This window comes from Myxococcus sp. NMCA1, from assembly GCF_026810205.1.
GTDB classification, from domain to species: Bacteria; Myxococcota; Myxococcia; order Myxococcales; family Myxococcaceae; genus Myxococcus; species Myxococcus xanthus_A.
Window position 1 is genome coordinate 2,786,666 of record NZ_CP113950.1, and the last position, 14,675, is coordinate 2,801,340.

13 protein-coding genes are annotated in these 14,675 nt (G+C 70.5%); 5 read left to right on the top strand and 8 right to left on the bottom strand.

What is annotated here, in order from left to right:
- Positions 1 to 24 precede the first annotated feature (24 nt).
- From thrS to OZ403_RS12070, 3 genes are all read right to left on the bottom strand, one after another.
- Positions 25 to 1,227 (bottom strand): threonine--tRNA ligase, encoded by a 1,203-nt coding sequence (gene thrS, locus OZ403_RS12060; protein WP_268784273.1) that lies wholly within the window; start codon positions 1,225 to 1,227, stop codon positions 25 to 27.
- A gap of 249 nt (positions 1,228 to 1,476) precedes the next feature.
- Complete coding sequence (locus tag OZ403_RS12065; protein ID WP_268784274.1) at positions 1,477 to 1,878, bottom strand: hypothetical protein; 402 nt, start codon at positions 1,876 to 1,878, stop codon at positions 1,477 to 1,479.
- Positions 1,879 to 1,967: 89 nt separating this feature from the next.
- Positions 1,968 to 3,728: an OPT/YSL family transporter gene (locus OZ403_RS12070; RefSeq protein WP_174258727.1), complete on the bottom strand. Its 1,761-nt coding sequence runs from the start codon at positions 3,726 to 3,728 to the stop codon at positions 1,968 to 1,970.
- 236 nt (positions 3,729 to 3,964) lie between these two features.
- Here OZ403_RS12070 and OZ403_RS12075 point away from each other — a divergent pair, with 236 nt between their 5' ends.
- Positions 3,965 to 5,500, top strand: coding sequence for an MBL fold metallo-hydrolase (locus OZ403_RS12075; RefSeq protein WP_268784275.1), 1,536 nt, complete (start codon positions 3,965 to 3,967; stop codon positions 5,498 to 5,500).
- A 21-nt stretch (positions 5,501 to 5,521) separates the two neighbouring features.
- Here OZ403_RS12075 and OZ403_RS12080 read toward each other — a convergent pair whose 3' ends face one another.
- Positions 5,522 to 6,511 (bottom strand): hypothetical protein, encoded by a 990-nt coding sequence (locus OZ403_RS12080; protein ID WP_268784276.1) that lies wholly within the window; start codon positions 6,509 to 6,511, stop codon positions 5,522 to 5,524.
- Between the two features lie 101 nt (positions 6,512 to 6,612).
- On the opposite strand from OZ403_RS12080, the gene OZ403_RS12085 reads away from it, so the two are divergent.
- Both OZ403_RS12085 and OZ403_RS12090 read left to right on the top strand, forming a co-directional pair.
- Positions 6,613 to 7,431, top strand: coding sequence for a methylase (locus tag OZ403_RS12085; protein WP_268784277.1), 819 nt, complete (start codon positions 6,613 to 6,615; stop codon positions 7,429 to 7,431).
- A 160-nt stretch (positions 7,432 to 7,591) separates the two neighbouring features.
- Positions 7,592 to 8,890, top strand: coding sequence for a carboxylate--amine ligase (locus tag OZ403_RS12090; RefSeq protein WP_328285540.1), 1,299 nt, complete (start codon positions 7,592 to 7,594; stop codon positions 8,888 to 8,890).
- Here OZ403_RS12090 and OZ403_RS12095 read toward each other — a convergent pair.
- From OZ403_RS12095 to OZ403_RS12105, 3 genes are all read right to left on the bottom strand, one after another.
- On the bottom strand, positions 8,880 to 10,322 hold the full coding sequence (locus tag OZ403_RS12095) for a pyridoxal-dependent decarboxylase (protein WP_140789654.1): 1,443 nt from the start codon (positions 10,320 to 10,322) through the stop codon (positions 8,880 to 8,882). The genes OZ403_RS12090 and OZ403_RS12095 overlap by 11 nt on opposite strands.
- Complete coding sequence (locus OZ403_RS12100) at positions 10,319 to 11,170, bottom strand: glycosyltransferase family 2 protein (protein WP_174258729.1); 852 nt, start codon at positions 11,168 to 11,170, stop codon at positions 10,319 to 10,321. The genes OZ403_RS12095 and OZ403_RS12100 overlap by 4 nt, the downstream gene beginning before the upstream one ends.
- A 65-nt stretch (positions 11,171 to 11,235) precedes the next feature.
- Positions 11,236 to 11,490 (bottom strand): hypothetical protein, encoded by a 255-nt coding sequence (locus OZ403_RS12105; RefSeq protein WP_140789658.1) that lies wholly within the window; start codon positions 11,488 to 11,490, stop codon positions 11,236 to 11,238.
- Positions 11,491 to 11,688: 198 nt separating this feature from the next.
- On the opposite strand from OZ403_RS12105, the gene OZ403_RS12110 reads away from it, so the two are divergent.
- Positions 11,689 to 12,438: an arginyltransferase gene (locus OZ403_RS12110; RefSeq protein ID WP_140789660.1), complete on the top strand. Its 750-nt coding sequence runs from the start codon at positions 11,689 to 11,691 to the stop codon at positions 12,436 to 12,438.
- Here OZ403_RS12110 and OZ403_RS12115 read toward each other — a convergent pair.
- Positions 12,408 to 13,304 carry an alpha/beta hydrolase gene (locus OZ403_RS12115; protein WP_140789662.1) on the bottom strand — a complete coding sequence of 299 codons (897 nt, stop codon included), beginning with the start codon at positions 13,302 to 13,304 and terminating at the stop codon, positions 12,408 to 12,410. The genes OZ403_RS12110 and OZ403_RS12115 overlap by 31 nt on opposite strands.
- 199 nt (positions 13,305 to 13,503) lie before the next feature.
- Here OZ403_RS12115 and OZ403_RS12120 point away from each other — a divergent pair, with 199 nt between their 5' ends.
- Complete coding sequence (locus OZ403_RS12120) at positions 13,504 to 14,661, top strand: glycosyltransferase (RefSeq protein WP_140789664.1); 1,158 nt, start codon at positions 13,504 to 13,506, stop codon at positions 14,659 to 14,661.
- Positions 14,662 to 14,675: the final 14 nt, after the last annotated feature.

Consider the following 14,675-nt stretch of genomic DNA (forward strand, 5'->3'; position numbering starts at 1 on the left):
ACCGCCCGCGCCCTGGTGTCACCCTCAGGCGTCCGAGGCCGGACGGCACGACGCGACGAGTTCCGCCGCGGCGTCCTCCCACGGGACGTCCCGCTGCGCGCCGTCCCGCTGCCGCAGGCGGACGTTGCCCGCGGCCACCTCCCGTGTGCCCGCCACCACCAGCCACGGGACGCCCGCCGCGTGGGCATCCAGGACCTTGCGGGACAGGGATTCACCCCGCCGGTCCACGCTGGCGCGGCAGCCCGCCTCCTGGAGCTTCGCGGCGAAGCGCTCGGCGTAGTCGCCCGCGCCTTCACCCACGGCAGCCACCACCACCTGCTGCGGCGCCAGCCAGGGCGGCAGCGCGCCGCCGTGGTGCTCCAGCAGGACGCCGATGAAGCGCTCCAGGCTGCCGAGCAGCGCGCGGTGAAGCATCACCGGACGGACGCGGGCCCCGGAGGCGTCGACGTAGTGGAGGTCGAAGCGCTCCGGCAGCACGAGGTCCAGTTGGATGGTGCCGCACTGCCACGCGCGCCCCAGCAGGTCCTTCAGGACGAACTCCAGCTTGGGCCCGTAGAAGGCGCCCTCGCCCGGCTGCATGTGGCAGTGGAGCCCCGCTTCCTTCGCGGCCAGGAGGAGCCAGGACTCGGCCTTGTCCCAGAGCTCATCGCGGCCCGCGCGCGACGCGGGCCGGCCGGAGAAGGCCACCTGGACGTCGTCGAAGCCGAAGCCCGCGTAGAACTCCTTCAGCGAGCGGGCGAAGCGGACGACCTCCGGAACCACCTGCGGCTCGGCGCAGAAGATGTGGCCGTCATCCTGGGTGAACTGCCGCAGGCGGAACAGGCCGTGGAGCGCGCCGCCGGGCTCCGCGCGGTGCACCAGGCCGAACTCGCCCAGGCGCAGCGGCAGGTCGCGGTAGCTGGGCGCCATGCGCTGCACCAACTCGATGTGGCCTGGGCAGCTCACCGGCTTCACGCCCAGGTGCCGCGCGCCATCCTCCACCAGGAACATGTTCTCCCGGAAGTTGTCCCAGTGGCCGCTGCGCTCCCACAAGGGCTGTGCGTAGAGCTGTGGGGTTCGGACTTCCTGGTAGCCCTCGCGCCGCATGCGCTGGCGGACGTGCTCCTCCAGCAGCCGGTACAGCAGCAGTCCGCGCGGGTGCCAGAACACCATGCCGGGTGCCTCTTCCTGCAGGTGGAAGAGGTCCAGGCGCTGGCCCAGCGCGCGGTGGTCGTGTTCGTCGAGCATTGCTTCGTCTCCGATTCGGAAGGGTGAAACGCCATCCGGACGGAGCGCTGAGCGAGCGCACGGTTGCCCCGGCCGGAGAAGGCGGGGCAGGGAACCGTGCGTTCGTCAGCTCACCACGTGACGCGCACGGTTCCACGCCCGCCGAAGCGAGTCGTGGTGCCGGTGGTCGTGGTGGTGATGATGACGAAGCTCACGGCGAAGAAGATGCGAGGGGCGCGGAGAATTGTCAACTCGGCCCCGGACGCCGCTTCAGTTCAAGCACAGCCACCTGCGGGGGGATGTGGAAATGCCAAAGCACGCACAGGTGGTGATGGAGTCCACCCTGCAGCACTGCGTCTCGATGCCGGACCGAGGGCAGGTCGCGCCTTCGATGTCATCGCAGGCGGGCAGATTGCCGGGACAGTTGTTGGGAACCGGCGGACAGGCGGTGAACATGCCGTCGCACGTGACGCCGTGGTTGTCCGTGGACGAGCAGCTTGTTCCAGAACAGGAGACCGCGGGGCCGTAGGCACATTGCGCCGTGCAGACGGCCATCTGGGAGACGGCGTCCTCGGGCGGCGGGAGTTCCTCCGCGTCGAGGGCCTCCGTGCTTCCACATCCCAGAACAGCAAGACTGACGGCGGCCAGCAGCGCGGCGAGAGCGTGCTTCATGGGGACACCTCCAGGCAGGACTGAGAGAGCGCGCGGGCGATTGTACCCGGCGCTCTCTCGTCCCGATGGGAGGGCCCGTGCTGGTGTTGCTACGCCAACAGCGACGCGAGTCCGATGAGGCCGGCGATGAGGAAGAACAGCGACTCACCGGCGATGAGGCCACCGCCCATGAGGGACATGGTGCTCATGTCCTCCGGAAGGGCCTCGCCTTCACCCGGGCTGCCACTCACCGCCGGCTCTCCACGCTTGGAGAACGTGTTCCAGACGGACGTCACGATGCCGCCCGCGCCGAACCACAGCGACACCGGGAACGCCACGAAGCCGCCGAACGACGACGCGTAGGGACTGGGAAGCAGGATGGCGTCCACCGTCCAGCCGACGGCGAAGCCCTGGCGCGAACCCTTCACGTACTGCTGGTAGCGCGCGTTGCCTCGCACCACCTTGCGCAGCAGCTCGTAGACGAAGCCGATGGCCAGTCCGAGGAGCAGGGCATTCACGACGGCCTGCGACAGCGAGCCGAGGTCACGGATGGCGCCCACCAGCTTGTACGTCATCGCGGAGCCCCACTGGCCTACCTCGGCGTTGGGGTTGTCGAGCTGGTTGATGGTGAGCGCCGGGTAGGCGGTCATGAACACGCGCGCCAGGCCCACGCACAGCAGCGCGCCCATGATGACGCCCAGCACCTGGTAGCGGAACTGGGTGACGCGGTTGGTGCCCAGGCGCCAGCCGGTGGAGCGGTCCTGCTGCATATCGCAGCCCACCGAAGTGGAGATGAGCAGGATGGTGGCGGCCATCATGCCCACCAGCGGGACGCGCAGGCCCATCATGGACATCATCAGCACGGAGATGACGAAGGCGCTGGAGATGGGGTTCTGGTCGGTGATGCCGAACGAGATGCCGTTGATGAGCACGAACAGCAGGGCGAGCAGCATGCCGAAGAGAAGCCAGCCGACGGGCTGATTCAGCACCTGCGTGCCCACCAGCAGCGTCGCGCCGCCCCAGACACCCACCCAGGCCAGCAGCCGGGGGATGTTGACCTTCTTCCAGGACTCCTCCTCTTCGTCCTTCGCCGAGGCCCGTTCGCGGATGCGCTTCGCCGCCTGGACCGCCAGCAGCGACAGGTCCACCGCGGCCGCGCCGCAAATCATCCCGAGGCCGATGACGAAGCCGATCTTGCGGAACGGGTCCTGAGGGCCCAGCCACCCCATCTCACGCAGGGTGGGCACCAGCACCAAGCCGATGACGGCCATCACGATGGCGGGCACGGTGATGCGGCTGCCGACAATCATGCCCGCGCCCAGCGTGGCCGCGCTGGTGCCGATGGAGGCGACGAAGGCCACCTTCTCCGTCATCCACGCCGCCAGGGCGCCCAGCAGGGTGCCGCCGCCCAGCTTGGAGATGGACGCCTTGAGCAGGCGCTTGTCCGTGAGGGCGCGCAGGATGTTGGCCACCGCCAGCCCGGACGGATAGTCGAGCTGGAGCTTGTCCACGAGCAGGGGCGTGTAGAGCATGCCCACGCCCACGGCGAACATGCCCACGCAGCCGACGAAGAGCATCAGTTGCCAGGCCGGAGGCATCTCCATGCCCAGCCACACCATGGACTGGATGAGCACGGACATGGCGCACAGCGAGGCCACTGACGCGGCCATCGTCTGCATGTAGTTGGCGCCGTGCTTGCCCTCCGCGCCGTACCCGTAGGTGACGGCGCTGCCGAGGATGCCGGCCAGCACCTGGCCGCCGACGAAGAAGCCCACGCTGAAGTTCATGTACGAGGCGGCGATGCCGCCCAGGGGTCCCAGGACGAACAGGGCCACCGCGCTCAGCAGCAGGTGGTACTTCCACGTCCCCACGGGGGGCAGCCAGTGGAAGCGACGTTGGGAGGGCTCCGCGAGGGCGCCACCCGAGGACGGGGGAGGGGGCTCCGGGGGGAGCGAGGGGGCTGACAATGACATTCGGAGGCAGAGGGTACCGGCCTTCCACGCTCCTGTCACAACCTGGGCCGTCGGGTGAGGGGGACGGTCCGCCCGCTCGCCAGGACGTTGGAGAAACGCCGCACCGCGCGTGACGCGTGGCAACATCCGCCGCCATGCGATTCACCCTGCACCGGGGCGTCAGCCTGGCCGTGCTCGCCTCGGCCCGGACGGAGGCCGACCACCACGAGGACCTGGGCTGTAGCATCCAGGGCCCCACCGCGCGTCCTGTCCGCCGGGCCTTCCTCCCGCTGAAGCGGCACGTCGCCACGCTGGGGCGCGAGGGCTCGCTGCACGATGCGGAGGCGCTGGTCCGCTGGCTGGAGGACACCCCCCGCTACGCCGCGCTGTGCGTGGGCAAGCAGCGGCGCATGGGCCGACGCGTGTTGCGTCCCGACGTGCTGTTCCCGGAGGCCACGCGACACCGGCCGCGCGTGCTGCACCTTCGCCAGGAGGAGCTGGGCCTGGATGTGCCCGTGCGTGCGTCCGAGTGGCCCGCCGTGGCGGACTTCTTCGCGGCGCTCGCGCGCGGCGCCACGCGCGCGGAGCTTCGGGCCTTCGCGGCGCTGCCCGTGCTGGCGGAGTTGGTGGCGGACCTGGGGCAGGCGGGCTGGCTCGTGCGCCATGAGGCGCCCGTGGAGGTGCCCGCGCCCGGCGCGCTCTTCGTGGGGCACAACACGGTGCTGGTCGCGGGCCGTGAGGGACGCGTGCTGGTGGACCCGTACTTCCGGCCCGAGGGCGCGGTGGACGCGCCGGGCTATCCGCCGATGCAGCCCCGTGACGTGGGGCGGGTGGACGCGGTGGTCATCACCCATTCACATGGGGACCACTTCCACCTGGGCTCGTTGCTGCAGTTGCCTCGCGACACGCGCATCTTCGTGCCGGCGGTGGCGCGTGAGAGCCTGTTCTCCACGGACTGTGCCCTGCGGCTGGCGCAGCTGGGCTTCACGCGGGTGGAGCCCCTGCGCTGGGGCGAGTCCCGGCTGGTCGGCGACGTCACCGTGAGCGCGCTGCCGTTCTACGGCGAGCAGCCCACGGATGGTGAAGGCCCGTACCCGGACCTCTTCAACGAGGGCAACGCGTGGCTGGTGCGGGCGCCCGGTTTCTCCGCGGCGTTCTTCGCGGACTCGGGGCACGACGTGCGCGGGGACATGGCGGCGGTGTGCCGGCGCGTGCGCCGCGAGGCCCCGGTGGATGTGCTCTTCTGCGGCGTCCGAGGCTTCCGGTTGGCGCCCATCTTCTTCGGCTTCACCACGCTGGAGGCGTTCCTGGTCAACGTCCCTCGCGCGATGCTGAGGGCGCCGCAGCGGCTCATGGCCGGGCCGGAGGAGGCGCTGCGTTATGGCGCCTTGCTGGGCGCGCGCTACGTGGTGCCCTGTGCGGATGGTGGGGCGCCCTGGTACTGGCGTGAGGGCATGGGACCTCGCTACGCGGGCTATCCCGGTGAGCCCGTGAGCGGCGCCAGCCACCTGGATGAGAATCCGGACGCGGACCCCTACCCGGAGCGGCTCGCCGAGGTCCGGCGGACGATGAAGGACGCTCCCAATCCCCTGGTGCTGCGGCCGGGAGAGTCGCTGCGCTGGAAGGGGGCGCGGACGCCGGAGGTGGTGCGCCACCCCGGCTTCGTGTGGCCTTTCGGCAACGCGGCGTGACGTATCCGCCGCGCTCGGGACTCAGCGCGCGGCGAGCCGGGCCCTGCCGCGCACGAGCTGCACCACGTACACCCCGGCGACCACCACGAGGCACACGGTGGCCAGCGTGAGGTACCTGCCGATGAGCTGGTGCTCGCCCCAGTTGTGGGGCATCCCCACGAGCTTGCTGGCGTCGCTCAGGCCCACGCCTTCCGTCTTGCCGAAGGGAATGGCGTTGAAGTCCTTCTTCGACTTCCACCACGTGAGGAAGCCATCCACGAGCGACAGCGCGCCGAGCCCCAGGAAGCCCCAGCGCAGGGCCTGCTTGTGGAGGTAGCTGCCCGCCGGGGCATAGATGGTCAACATCATCACCGTGCCCAGCACCATCATCCCGCCATCGCCGTTGAAGGTGATGAGCATGTCCACCGTTTGCGGCGACAGCAGCAGCGTGCCCACGGCTTGGAGCGCCAGCAGGCTCGCGCCGCAGGCCACCCACAGCCACTGACGGCGCTTCCACCCCCACCACGCCCACGCGCCCAGCACCGCGGAGAGCATCAGCGCGAGGACGTAGGAGCGGCCGAAGATGGCCGTCTTCCACAGCGTGGGGAACGCGGACCGGCCGCAGAACCAGGCCGTCATGGCGTGGCCCAGCTCATGGAACGGCATGGTGATGAGCCGGGCCGCGAAGGCGCTGAAGTTGCCGTTCAGCGCCACGTAGGACACCAGGAGTGCCACGGGGATGGCCCAGGTGCGCAGGCGGTGCTCGAACGCGGCCTCCTCGGCATCGCCGGCCCAGGCGGGCGTCTCCAGTGGCAGCACGTCCGGGCGCAGGTCGGGCGTCGCCAGCCATGCGGGGTCGACGAGCGGCGGCGGTTCCTCGGGCACCCCGGGCGCCACCGTGGCGGCTTCCTCGCGCTGCCGCGCCGCTCGGGCCTCCGCCTTGGCGTAGATGATGCCGCAGCGGGGGCACTCCGGCCCGGCGGCGCGGGGGGACCGGCAGCGGGGGCATGCCTGGGGGGACGAGGCTTCCACGTTAGGCCCACTCTAGGGGGCCGCCGCGTCCGGCGAAAATCGGGGGTGGTACGGAGTGGGGTGGGCTTGACGGCCACGCCAGACTCACCCAAGAGCGCACCATGCCACCGCTGGACACGAAGACACGGGGAAGGACGTCGCGCGGACGCCTGCGCGCGCTGGACGCGTACCTGTGCCGCTTCGAGCGTCTGTTGCTCGAACGCCGTGACGGGCCCTGGGCCCACGCCGTCTTCGTCGACGTGGGCTTCGGCGAGCACCCGTGGACGACGCTGGAGAGCGCCCAGGCCTTTCGCGCGCTCAACCCGGAGCTCGCCGTGGTGGGCGTGGAACTGGACGCGGAGCGCGCGCGGGCGGCACAGGTGGACGCGGATGCCCGCACGTCCTTCCGCGAGGGCGGCTTCGCGCTGCCCCTTCGTCCCGACGAGCCCGCCCGGCTGGTGCGCGCCATGAACCTGCTCCGTCAGGGCCCCCTCGAGCGCGTCCCCGAGGTGCACCGCACCCTGGCCCGCTACCTGCTGCCGTCGGGCCTGCTGGTGGAGGGCAGCGCGGACGCGACGGGCGCGGTGATGTCCGCGCACCTGCTGCGCCGCGGCGTCGGGGATGGCGCGGAGCTGCCGCTGCGCGAAGCGCTTCTGTTCCACACCGACTTCAGCCTCGGCTTCGCGCCCATGCTCTTCCGGGACTGGCTGCCCCGGGACTTGCGCCGCCGGGTACGTCCGGGTGAGCCCATCCATGACTTCTTCTCCGCATGGAGCGCCGCTTGGCAGCAGGCGCGGACCATGGGCCATACGCACCCACCCGATGCGTTTCGTGAAGCCGCGCTGGGGCTCTCCGCACGAATGGAGGGAGTGGAGACCGACCCGTGGCTCTTGTCCCAGGGCTACGTTGTTTGGAGGTCCAAGGGGGGTGTCTGTTTTTGACGACAGTGGGCTGCGTCTTTCTCAGAGAAGGAGAGGGCGCAGCCGAGGGAAGCCAAGTGGGGTGGCGTGCGGTTATCCTTCGCGCGACCAGGACTTGAAACGGCACCTCCTCTCCTTCGCGTGAGGCGTGCCGGGAACGCAGCGGGAGAACGACACCGTCATGTTGGAGCAGGCACCCCAGGTTCGAATGGAGGGCCGGCCGTCCGTGCTGCTCTTCTCCGCGGGCTTCTACGGCACGCTCGCGGCCGCGCGTTGCTTCGGACGCAATGGCATTGACGTCACGGTGGCGGACCCCGGCAAGCTGGGGCCCGCGAGCTGGTCTCGCTTCGTGGGCCGCCGCGTGCAGTGTCCTCCGGAGTCCCAGGCCGAGGCCTTCGTCGAGTGGCTGATGGACCTGGGCCGCCGCGAGCCGATGCGGCACGTGCTCTATCCGACGAGCGATGAGCTGGCGTGGCTGGTGTCTGTCCACCGCGAGGCGCTGTCGGAGTATTTCCACCTCTACGACCCGGGCGTCGACGCCGTCTACGGCCTGCTCAACAAGCGCAAGCTCTTCGAGGCGGGCCAGGCGGTGGGCCTGAAGCTGCCGCGCACCTGGTTCCCCGAATCGGAAGCGGACCTGGACGTGGTGTCCCGCGAGGCGCGCTTCCCGGTCCTCATCAAGCCCACCACGCAGATTCTCTACTCCACCCACCGCAAGGGGCAGCCGGTGCAGGCGCCCGAGCAGCTCGCGGAGGAGTACCGCGCCTTCTCTCGGGACGGGTACGCGCCCATGCTGGTGCGCTTCGACCCCGCGGTGTCGCGCCCCATGGTGCAGGAGTTCCACCCGGAGGCCGCGGAGGGCATCTACAGCCTCTCCGGCTTCGTGGACGAGACGGGCGAGCTGTTCGAGGTGCGCGGCGCCATGAAGGTGCTCCAGCGTCCGCGGCGGCTGGGCGTGGGCGTGTGCTTTGAATCTGCTCCGGTGCGCGAGGAGCTGGCCGCGGGGCTCCAGCGTCTGTGCAAGCGCCTGGGCTACCACGGCGTCTTCGAGGTGGAGTTCATCCAGACGAAGGACGACTTCCTCCTCATCGACTTCAACCCCCGCTTCTACGGGCAGATGGGCTTCGACATCGCCCGGGGCCTGCCGCTGCCGCTGCTGGCCTACCACGCCGCGCTGGGGGACCGGGACGCCCTGCGCCGCGAGCTGCGGGCCGCGCGTGACTGGCGCGGCAACGGCGAGGTGTTCTGCAACCGCATCGCGCTGGAGATGCTGCTCAACCTCCAGCGGCTGTCCGGCGCGTTGCCGGAGGACGAGGCCCGCCAGTGGCGGAGCTGGCTGGCGTCACACCGGGACGTGGCGGTGGACCCGCTCATCGACTCGGATGACCTGATGCCCACCGCGGTGGAGGTGGCGCAGATTCTCTACGGCTCCGCGCGCCACCCCCGGGCCTTCATCCGGATGATGGTGCTCAACCGGTGAGCGCGGCGCGGCTGTCCAGCGCGTCGAACGTCACCAGGTCATCGAACGTCTCCGCGCGCCGCAGCAGCCGCTCCTTCCCGTCCTCCAGCGCGATGATGGCCGGCTGGGGATAGGAGAAGGACGTGGCGAAGGGCACGAAGTAGGCGCCCGCGTCCATGATGGCCAGCGTGTCTCCCACGCGCAGGTCGGGCAGCCGCTTCGCGTGGTAGAGCGTGTCGCCCGGCGTGCAGATGGGGCCCACCACCGTGTAGACCTTGTCGGCCGGCGCGTCCGGCCGGTTCACGTGGAAGAGCTGGTGGTACTCGTTGCGCACGCACTCGGCATGGTTGATGCCAGCGTCGAGCACCGCCCACGTCCTGTCTTCCCCCGCCTTGAGCGCGTGCACGCGGCCCAGCAGCAGCTGCGTGTCGCCCGTCATGGCGCGGCCCGGCTCCAGGAAGATGCGGGGACGCTGGCGGCCGCGCCGCGCGTAGTGCGTCTCCACCATCTCCACCGCCAGCGCCACGTAGCGGTCGATGGACAACGACGCCGCCGGGTCGGGCGCGGGCACGTCGCGGAAGAAGGTGAGGTTGAGGCGCCAGTCGCGCTCGGCGATGTGCTCGACGGTGGGCGTGTTGAGGCTGCCGCCCAAATCGAGCACCTCCAAATCCAACCCCAGCTCCTGGTGCAGCGTGTCCGTGAAGTCGAGCACCGACTCCACGAAGGCCGTGAAGTCGCCCTCCGTGCGGAGTGTCTCCCCGCGGTGCGCGTGCAGGCCCACCACGTCCAGGTGCTTCGACGCGCGCGCCTGCTGGTAGGCCCGCAGCGCGGCGCCTCCCGCGATGGGCGTGCCGAACTGCGCGGACCAGCCGCTGTTCGTCGTCACTCGCACGGCGACGCGCGGGCGGCGGTCCAGCTCCGCGGCCAGCCGGGCGAAGACGGCAATCTCCTCCGCGTGGTTGGCGGCCAGCAGCTGGATGCCCCGGGAGATGGCCTCGCGCACGGAGGCCTCCGACTTCACCGGGCCGTTGTAGACGATGCGCTCCGGGGGCACGCCCAGCTTCAGCGCCAGCCACATCTCGTAGGCGGAGATGACCTCCGCGCCCACGCCCAGGCCGTGCAGGAAGGACAGCACGCCGGGCACCGGGTTCGTCTTGTACGAGTAATAGACTTCACAGCCGCCCGTGCGCCCCGGCGGCACCGCCAGGAAGCGCTCCGCGTTGCGGCGCAGCGCCGCCATGTGCACCACGTGCAGCGGCGAGCCCCAGCGCTCCACCAGCTGCGCCAGCGGGACGCCCTCCAGGCTCAGGCCCTGGCCGGGCACGTCCCGCAGGCCCCAGTGCGAGGCGGGAATGTGGTTGCGTGCGGGGGCCATGGCCCGCTGGAGCACCGGGCGCAGCGTCTGCTTCACCTGGCGCCTGGCCGTCCCGAGAAGCCGGCTCTTGAGGCTCATGACACGCGGCCCTGGTTGCGCAGGCGCAGCGGCAGACGGCGGGCGACCTCGAAGGGCAGCACCCGCAGGGCGGCCTGCATGAGGCGGTACTCCAGCATGCCGTTCGTCTTGCGGTACTTGCCGTGAATCATCTCGTTGGACTGCACCACCAGCGTGCCGTCCTTGCCCAGGTTGTGCATCAGCGACGGCCGGCCGGTGCGGTAGTGCAGGATGGGCCGGTTGACGTACACGTGGCCGAACGCGCGGATGCCGCGCAGGTAGAAGTCCACGTCCTCGTAGACGGGGATGCTGGCGTCGAAGCCGCCCAGCGGGGCGAAGTGCTCGCGGCGCACCATGCACGCGGAGTTCACATACAGCGTGCCGCGGAAGAGGATGTGGGCCACCGTCCACGCGCTGTTGGGGGTGCTGGCGCCCACCTGGGCCGCCCACTCGAAGTAGGTGCTCTTGTCCTTGAGCCAGTCCGCGTCGTCGCCGAAGGGCACCACCCAGCCCACCGCCACGCCCGCGTCCGGCCGCGCGTCCAGTGCGCTCACCATGGCGTGCAGCGCGCCCTCGGCGAGCATGTCGTCGTCATCCAGGAAGTGCAGGTATCGGCCGCGGGCCAGCGTGGCGCCGTGGTTGCGCACCACGGCTGGGCGGCCCTTCGACGGCGGGTCGTTCACCAGGTAGCGGACCCGTTCGTCCTTCAGTCCTTCCACCGCCTCGCGTGCCGTGCCCTCGGGTGTGTCGTCCAGGACGAGAACCTCGACGTTCACCCCTTCCTGGCGGAGGACCGAGCGGATGGCCTCCACCACTTCCTTCTCCCGCTTGTGGGTGGGCATCACCACCGAGACGTCAATGACGGACATAGCGGACTTATACGCGTTGGCGGCCACGCCTGAGAAGCCGCCCGCCCGCGCGCCGCCCCGTCACATCAGTAGCTCGCGAACTCCAGGTCGAAATCCACTCCAAGCGCCTCTTCCGGGTCGCACTCGACCTGTGCCCGGACCGCCGCAAGTAGGACAGGAATGTCCGAATTCTGGCGATTCCCACTCGGACGGGAGGGGGGTGTGGTGCTCACGACCACCCAGTCATGGCTGCCAGTGGCCGCACGGACCTGCCTGTCCGCTCGACCGAAATCCCAGTGCGACAGGCGGTTCAGCGAGGGCTGCGTGCGGTGGCGGGCCATGGTCATCCTCCTGCCTCGACTCCGCGAGGCTGGCCGTTGGTTGTGCAGACGTCATGCCAGCCCGCCAGCTGGGCAGACGGGTGTGCCGCGGACGACGCGTTTCCCTCTGAGAAGCGGGTGTCTGCCCGGAAGCGGAGGCTTCGAGACACCGGGTCAGACTTGACGCCGGACAGCGGGCGCGACAGGAACAGGCCACACATGGCGTTCCTCCTGGCACACGAAGTCGAGCCGCCCCGGGCCTGCAGCTACCTGCCGGAGCGGCAGGCCTCGCTCGAAAACCTCGTGCTGGAGGACGTCACGCCGGAGGAGTACGAGCACCTGCTGGTGAGAGGCTGGCGCCGCTTCGGGTTGGTGTACTTCCGGCCCGCCTGCGTGGACTGCCATGCCTGCGTGTCATTGCGCATCCCCGTGGAGGGCTTCCAGCCCAACCGCAGCCAGCGCCGGGCGCGTGCCGCGTGCGCGCATCTGCGCGTGGAGGTGGGGCCGCCGCGTGTGGATGACGCGCGCCTGGCGCTGTATCGCCAGTGGCATTCGGAGCGCGAGGCCGCGCGCGAGTGGGCGCCGTCACCCATCACCGTGCGCGAATACTCGCTCCAGTTCTCCTACCCGCACCCGTCCGCGCGCGAGGTGGCGTGGTACGACGACGGCGCGGAGGGCGGATCCAGGCTGGTGGGCGTGGGCATCTGCGACGAGACGCCGCGCGCCTGGAGCGCCGTGTATTTCTTCTACGACCCCGCCTATGCGCACTTGTCGCTGGGCACGGCCAACGTGCTGCACCAGGTGGCGCTGGCGAAGGCGCGGGGCATCCCCCACGTCTACCTGGGCTACCGCGTGCTGGCCTGCGCGTCCCTGCGCTACAAGGGCGCCTTCCGTCCGCACGAGTTGCTGGAGGAGCGGCCCGCGCTGGATGCGGCGCCTCACTGGGTGGCGCCGCCCGAGGAGGCTTGAGGCAGGGCCTGGAGCGCAGCGCCGAAGTGCTGGAGCAGCCGGCGCGCGTATTCCTCTGGCGCCACGCGCGCGTACTGGCCATGGCCCGCGCCCTCGACGACCCAGAGTGACTTGGGCTCGCACGCGGCCTGGAAGAGGCTGGCCTGGAGCTTCGCGGGCGCGTCCGGGTCCACGTCGCCGTTGATCAGCAGCAGCGGCCGGCCGCCCAGCCGGCACATCCCGTCAATGGGGCGCACGGCGTCCACCGTCACGCCCGCGCGGCGCAGGGTCCACAGCACCGGCTCCGCGCTCAGCGCACCCCAGCGGCCATAGCCGGCGTAGATGTCCGCCTCCAGCGCGGGATAGGCCCCCGCGGCGGCCACCGCCTTCACCCGCGCGTCCTCGCTGGCGACCAGGAGCGACGTGGTGCCACCCATGGAGAAGCCGAAGAGGCCCAACCGTCCCGGGTCCACGTCCGGGCGCCGTGAGATGAAATCCAGCGCGGCCGTCACGTCGCGCCGCTCCCGGTCTCCCCACGTCACCGTGTCGCCGCCGCTCTCGCCGTGCGCGCGCAAATCAAAGAGCAACACGCCGTAGCCCGCGCCCGCGAGCGTCCGGGCCTCGAAGAGCAGCTGCGCGCGGTTGTCCGCGAAACCGTGCACCAGCACCACCGCGGCGCGGTTGCGTGAAGGAACGTACCAGCCCTTGAGCGGCACCCCGTCGGACGTGGTGAAGGCCACGTCCTCCAGCGGCGACAACACCGGCTCCGCCGGGGGACGTGTCACCGGAATGGGCCGCGGATGCAGCAGGCCCTGGCCGATGCGATGACCGTTGACCCCGAGGTATCCCGCCGCGGCGAGCAACACGCAGAGGGGCGCCAACGCCATGAGACAGCGGAATTGAGTACGTGTTTTCACGGATATCTTGGATTGGCTTGGAATAAAGCGAACCCTAGCTGAGCCGTGGGGGTGGCGGAGCGAATGCAAGTTGGTTACACCGCGGGTGGGTCAGGTTGGAGCCGGGGGGAGTCCTGTCACTCCGAAGGTCCTGGACCGCGGTGTCTCGAAGCACGCGAGAGTGCGGGTGATGCTCGTAACGACACAGGGCGAGGCGCCTCCAGTAGCCGCTCGGAAGCGGGTGCTGTTCACGCTGGTGTTCCTGGGCTCGGGCGGCATCGAACGGTCCGTGTGCAACGTGCTGACGGGGCTGGACCCCAGCCGGTTCGACACGAAGATGTTCTTCCATCACCGGCCCCATCCGAAGAGCCAGAGCGACCGGATTCCGCAGCGCACCGAGGTGGTGTGGGGCACCGACGCCTTCGAGTACCGGCGGGGCATGCTGCCGCGCTTCTTCTGGCGGCTGGTGCGCGAGTCGCGCGACGTGGACGTCATCGTCGCGGGGCAGGAGGGCCGGGCGGCGCTGCTGGCGTGCCTGGCGGGGCGGCTGCTGCGCAAGCCCGTGGTGGGCATGATTCACTTCGACTGGGGCGCCTTCCACCTGGAGCAGCCCCGGCGGCAGCTCTGGGGCCTGCGGTGGCTCTACCCGCGCATGAGCCGCATCGTCGCTTGCGGCCACGATTCAGCGAAGGCCTTCCAGGACCTGGTGCCGGTGCGGCCCGAGCAGCTCCACGTCATCCCCAACTTCGTGGACGGCGACCGGGTGCGCGCCGCCGGTGCGCAGCCGCTGCCGGCCTGGGCGGAGCCCATCTTCCGCAAGCCCGTGGTCATCGCCGTGGGCCGGCTGGAGCACCAGAAGGCCTTCGACGTGCTCATCCGGAGCCACGCGCTGATGCGCCAGGCCGGGGTGGACCAGCACCTGCTCATCCTGGGGGAAGGCTCGCTGGAGGCGGAGCTGAAGGCGCTGGTGAAGTCCCTGGGCGTGGAGGACTCCGTCTTCCTGCCGGGCTTCGCGCCCAACCCACATGCGCTGATGCGGCGGGCGGCGGCCTTCGCCCTGTCCTCGCGCTTCGAGGGGCTGCCCATGGTGCTGCTGGAGGCGCTGGCCCTGGGCTGCCCCGTGGTCAGTACCGACTGCCCCTCCGGTCCCGCGGAGGTGCTGGAGCACGGTAAGCACGGCGTCCTGGTTCCCATGGAGCAGCCCCAGGCGCTGGCGGACGCCCTGGCGCGAATCGTCCAGGACGACGTGCACCGGGCCGACCTGTCCGCCCGGGCCCGGCGCCGCTCCGAGGAGCTGTCCGCCGACCGCGCCCTCAAGGCCTGGGAGTCCCTGCTCTCGTCGCTCTGACAGAGGGGGAGGGG

Excerpts from the sequence above, each read along its gene's own strand:
- thrS (WP_268784273.1), bottom strand. The coding sequence starts at position 1,227 with ATGCTCGACGAACACGACCACCGCGCGCTGGGCCAGCGCCTGGACCTC.
- OZ403_RS12100 (WP_174258729.1), bottom strand. The coding sequence starts at position 11,170 with ATGTCCGTCATTGACGTCTCGGTGGTGATGCCCACCCACAAGCGGGAG.
- OZ403_RS12085 (WP_268784277.1), top strand. The coding sequence starts at position 6,613 with ATGCCACCGCTGGACACGAAGACACGGGGAAGGACGTCGCGCGGACGC.
- OZ403_RS12065 (WP_268784274.1), bottom strand. The coding sequence starts at position 1,878 with ATGAAGCACGCTCTCGCCGCGCTGCTGGCCGCCGTCAGTCTTGCTGTT.
- OZ403_RS12075 (WP_268784275.1), top strand. The coding sequence starts at position 3,965 with ATGCGATTCACCCTGCACCGGGGCGTCAGCCTGGCCGTGCTCGCCTCG.
- OZ403_RS12110 (WP_140789660.1), top strand. The coding sequence starts at position 11,689 with ATGGCGTTCCTCCTGGCACACGAAGTCGAGCCGCCCCGGGCCTGCAGC.
- OZ403_RS12115 (WP_140789662.1), bottom strand. The coding sequence starts at position 13,304 with ATGGCGTTGGCGCCCCTCTGCGTGTTGCTCGCCGCGGCGGGATACCTC.
- OZ403_RS12095 (WP_140789654.1), bottom strand. The coding sequence starts at position 10,322 with ATGAGCCTCAAGAGCCGGCTTCTCGGGACGGCCAGGCGCCAGGTGAAG.
- OZ403_RS12120 (WP_140789664.1), top strand. The coding sequence starts at position 13,504 with ATGCTCGTAACGACACAGGGCGAGGCGCCTCCAGTAGCCGCTCGGAAG.
- OZ403_RS12105 (WP_140789658.1), bottom strand. The coding sequence starts at position 11,490 with ATGGCCCGCCACCGCACGCAGCCCTCGCTGAACCGCCTGTCGCACTGG.
- OZ403_RS12090 (WP_328285540.1), top strand. The coding sequence starts at position 7,592 with ATGTTGGAGCAGGCACCCCAGGTTCGAATGGAGGGCCGGCCGTCCGTG.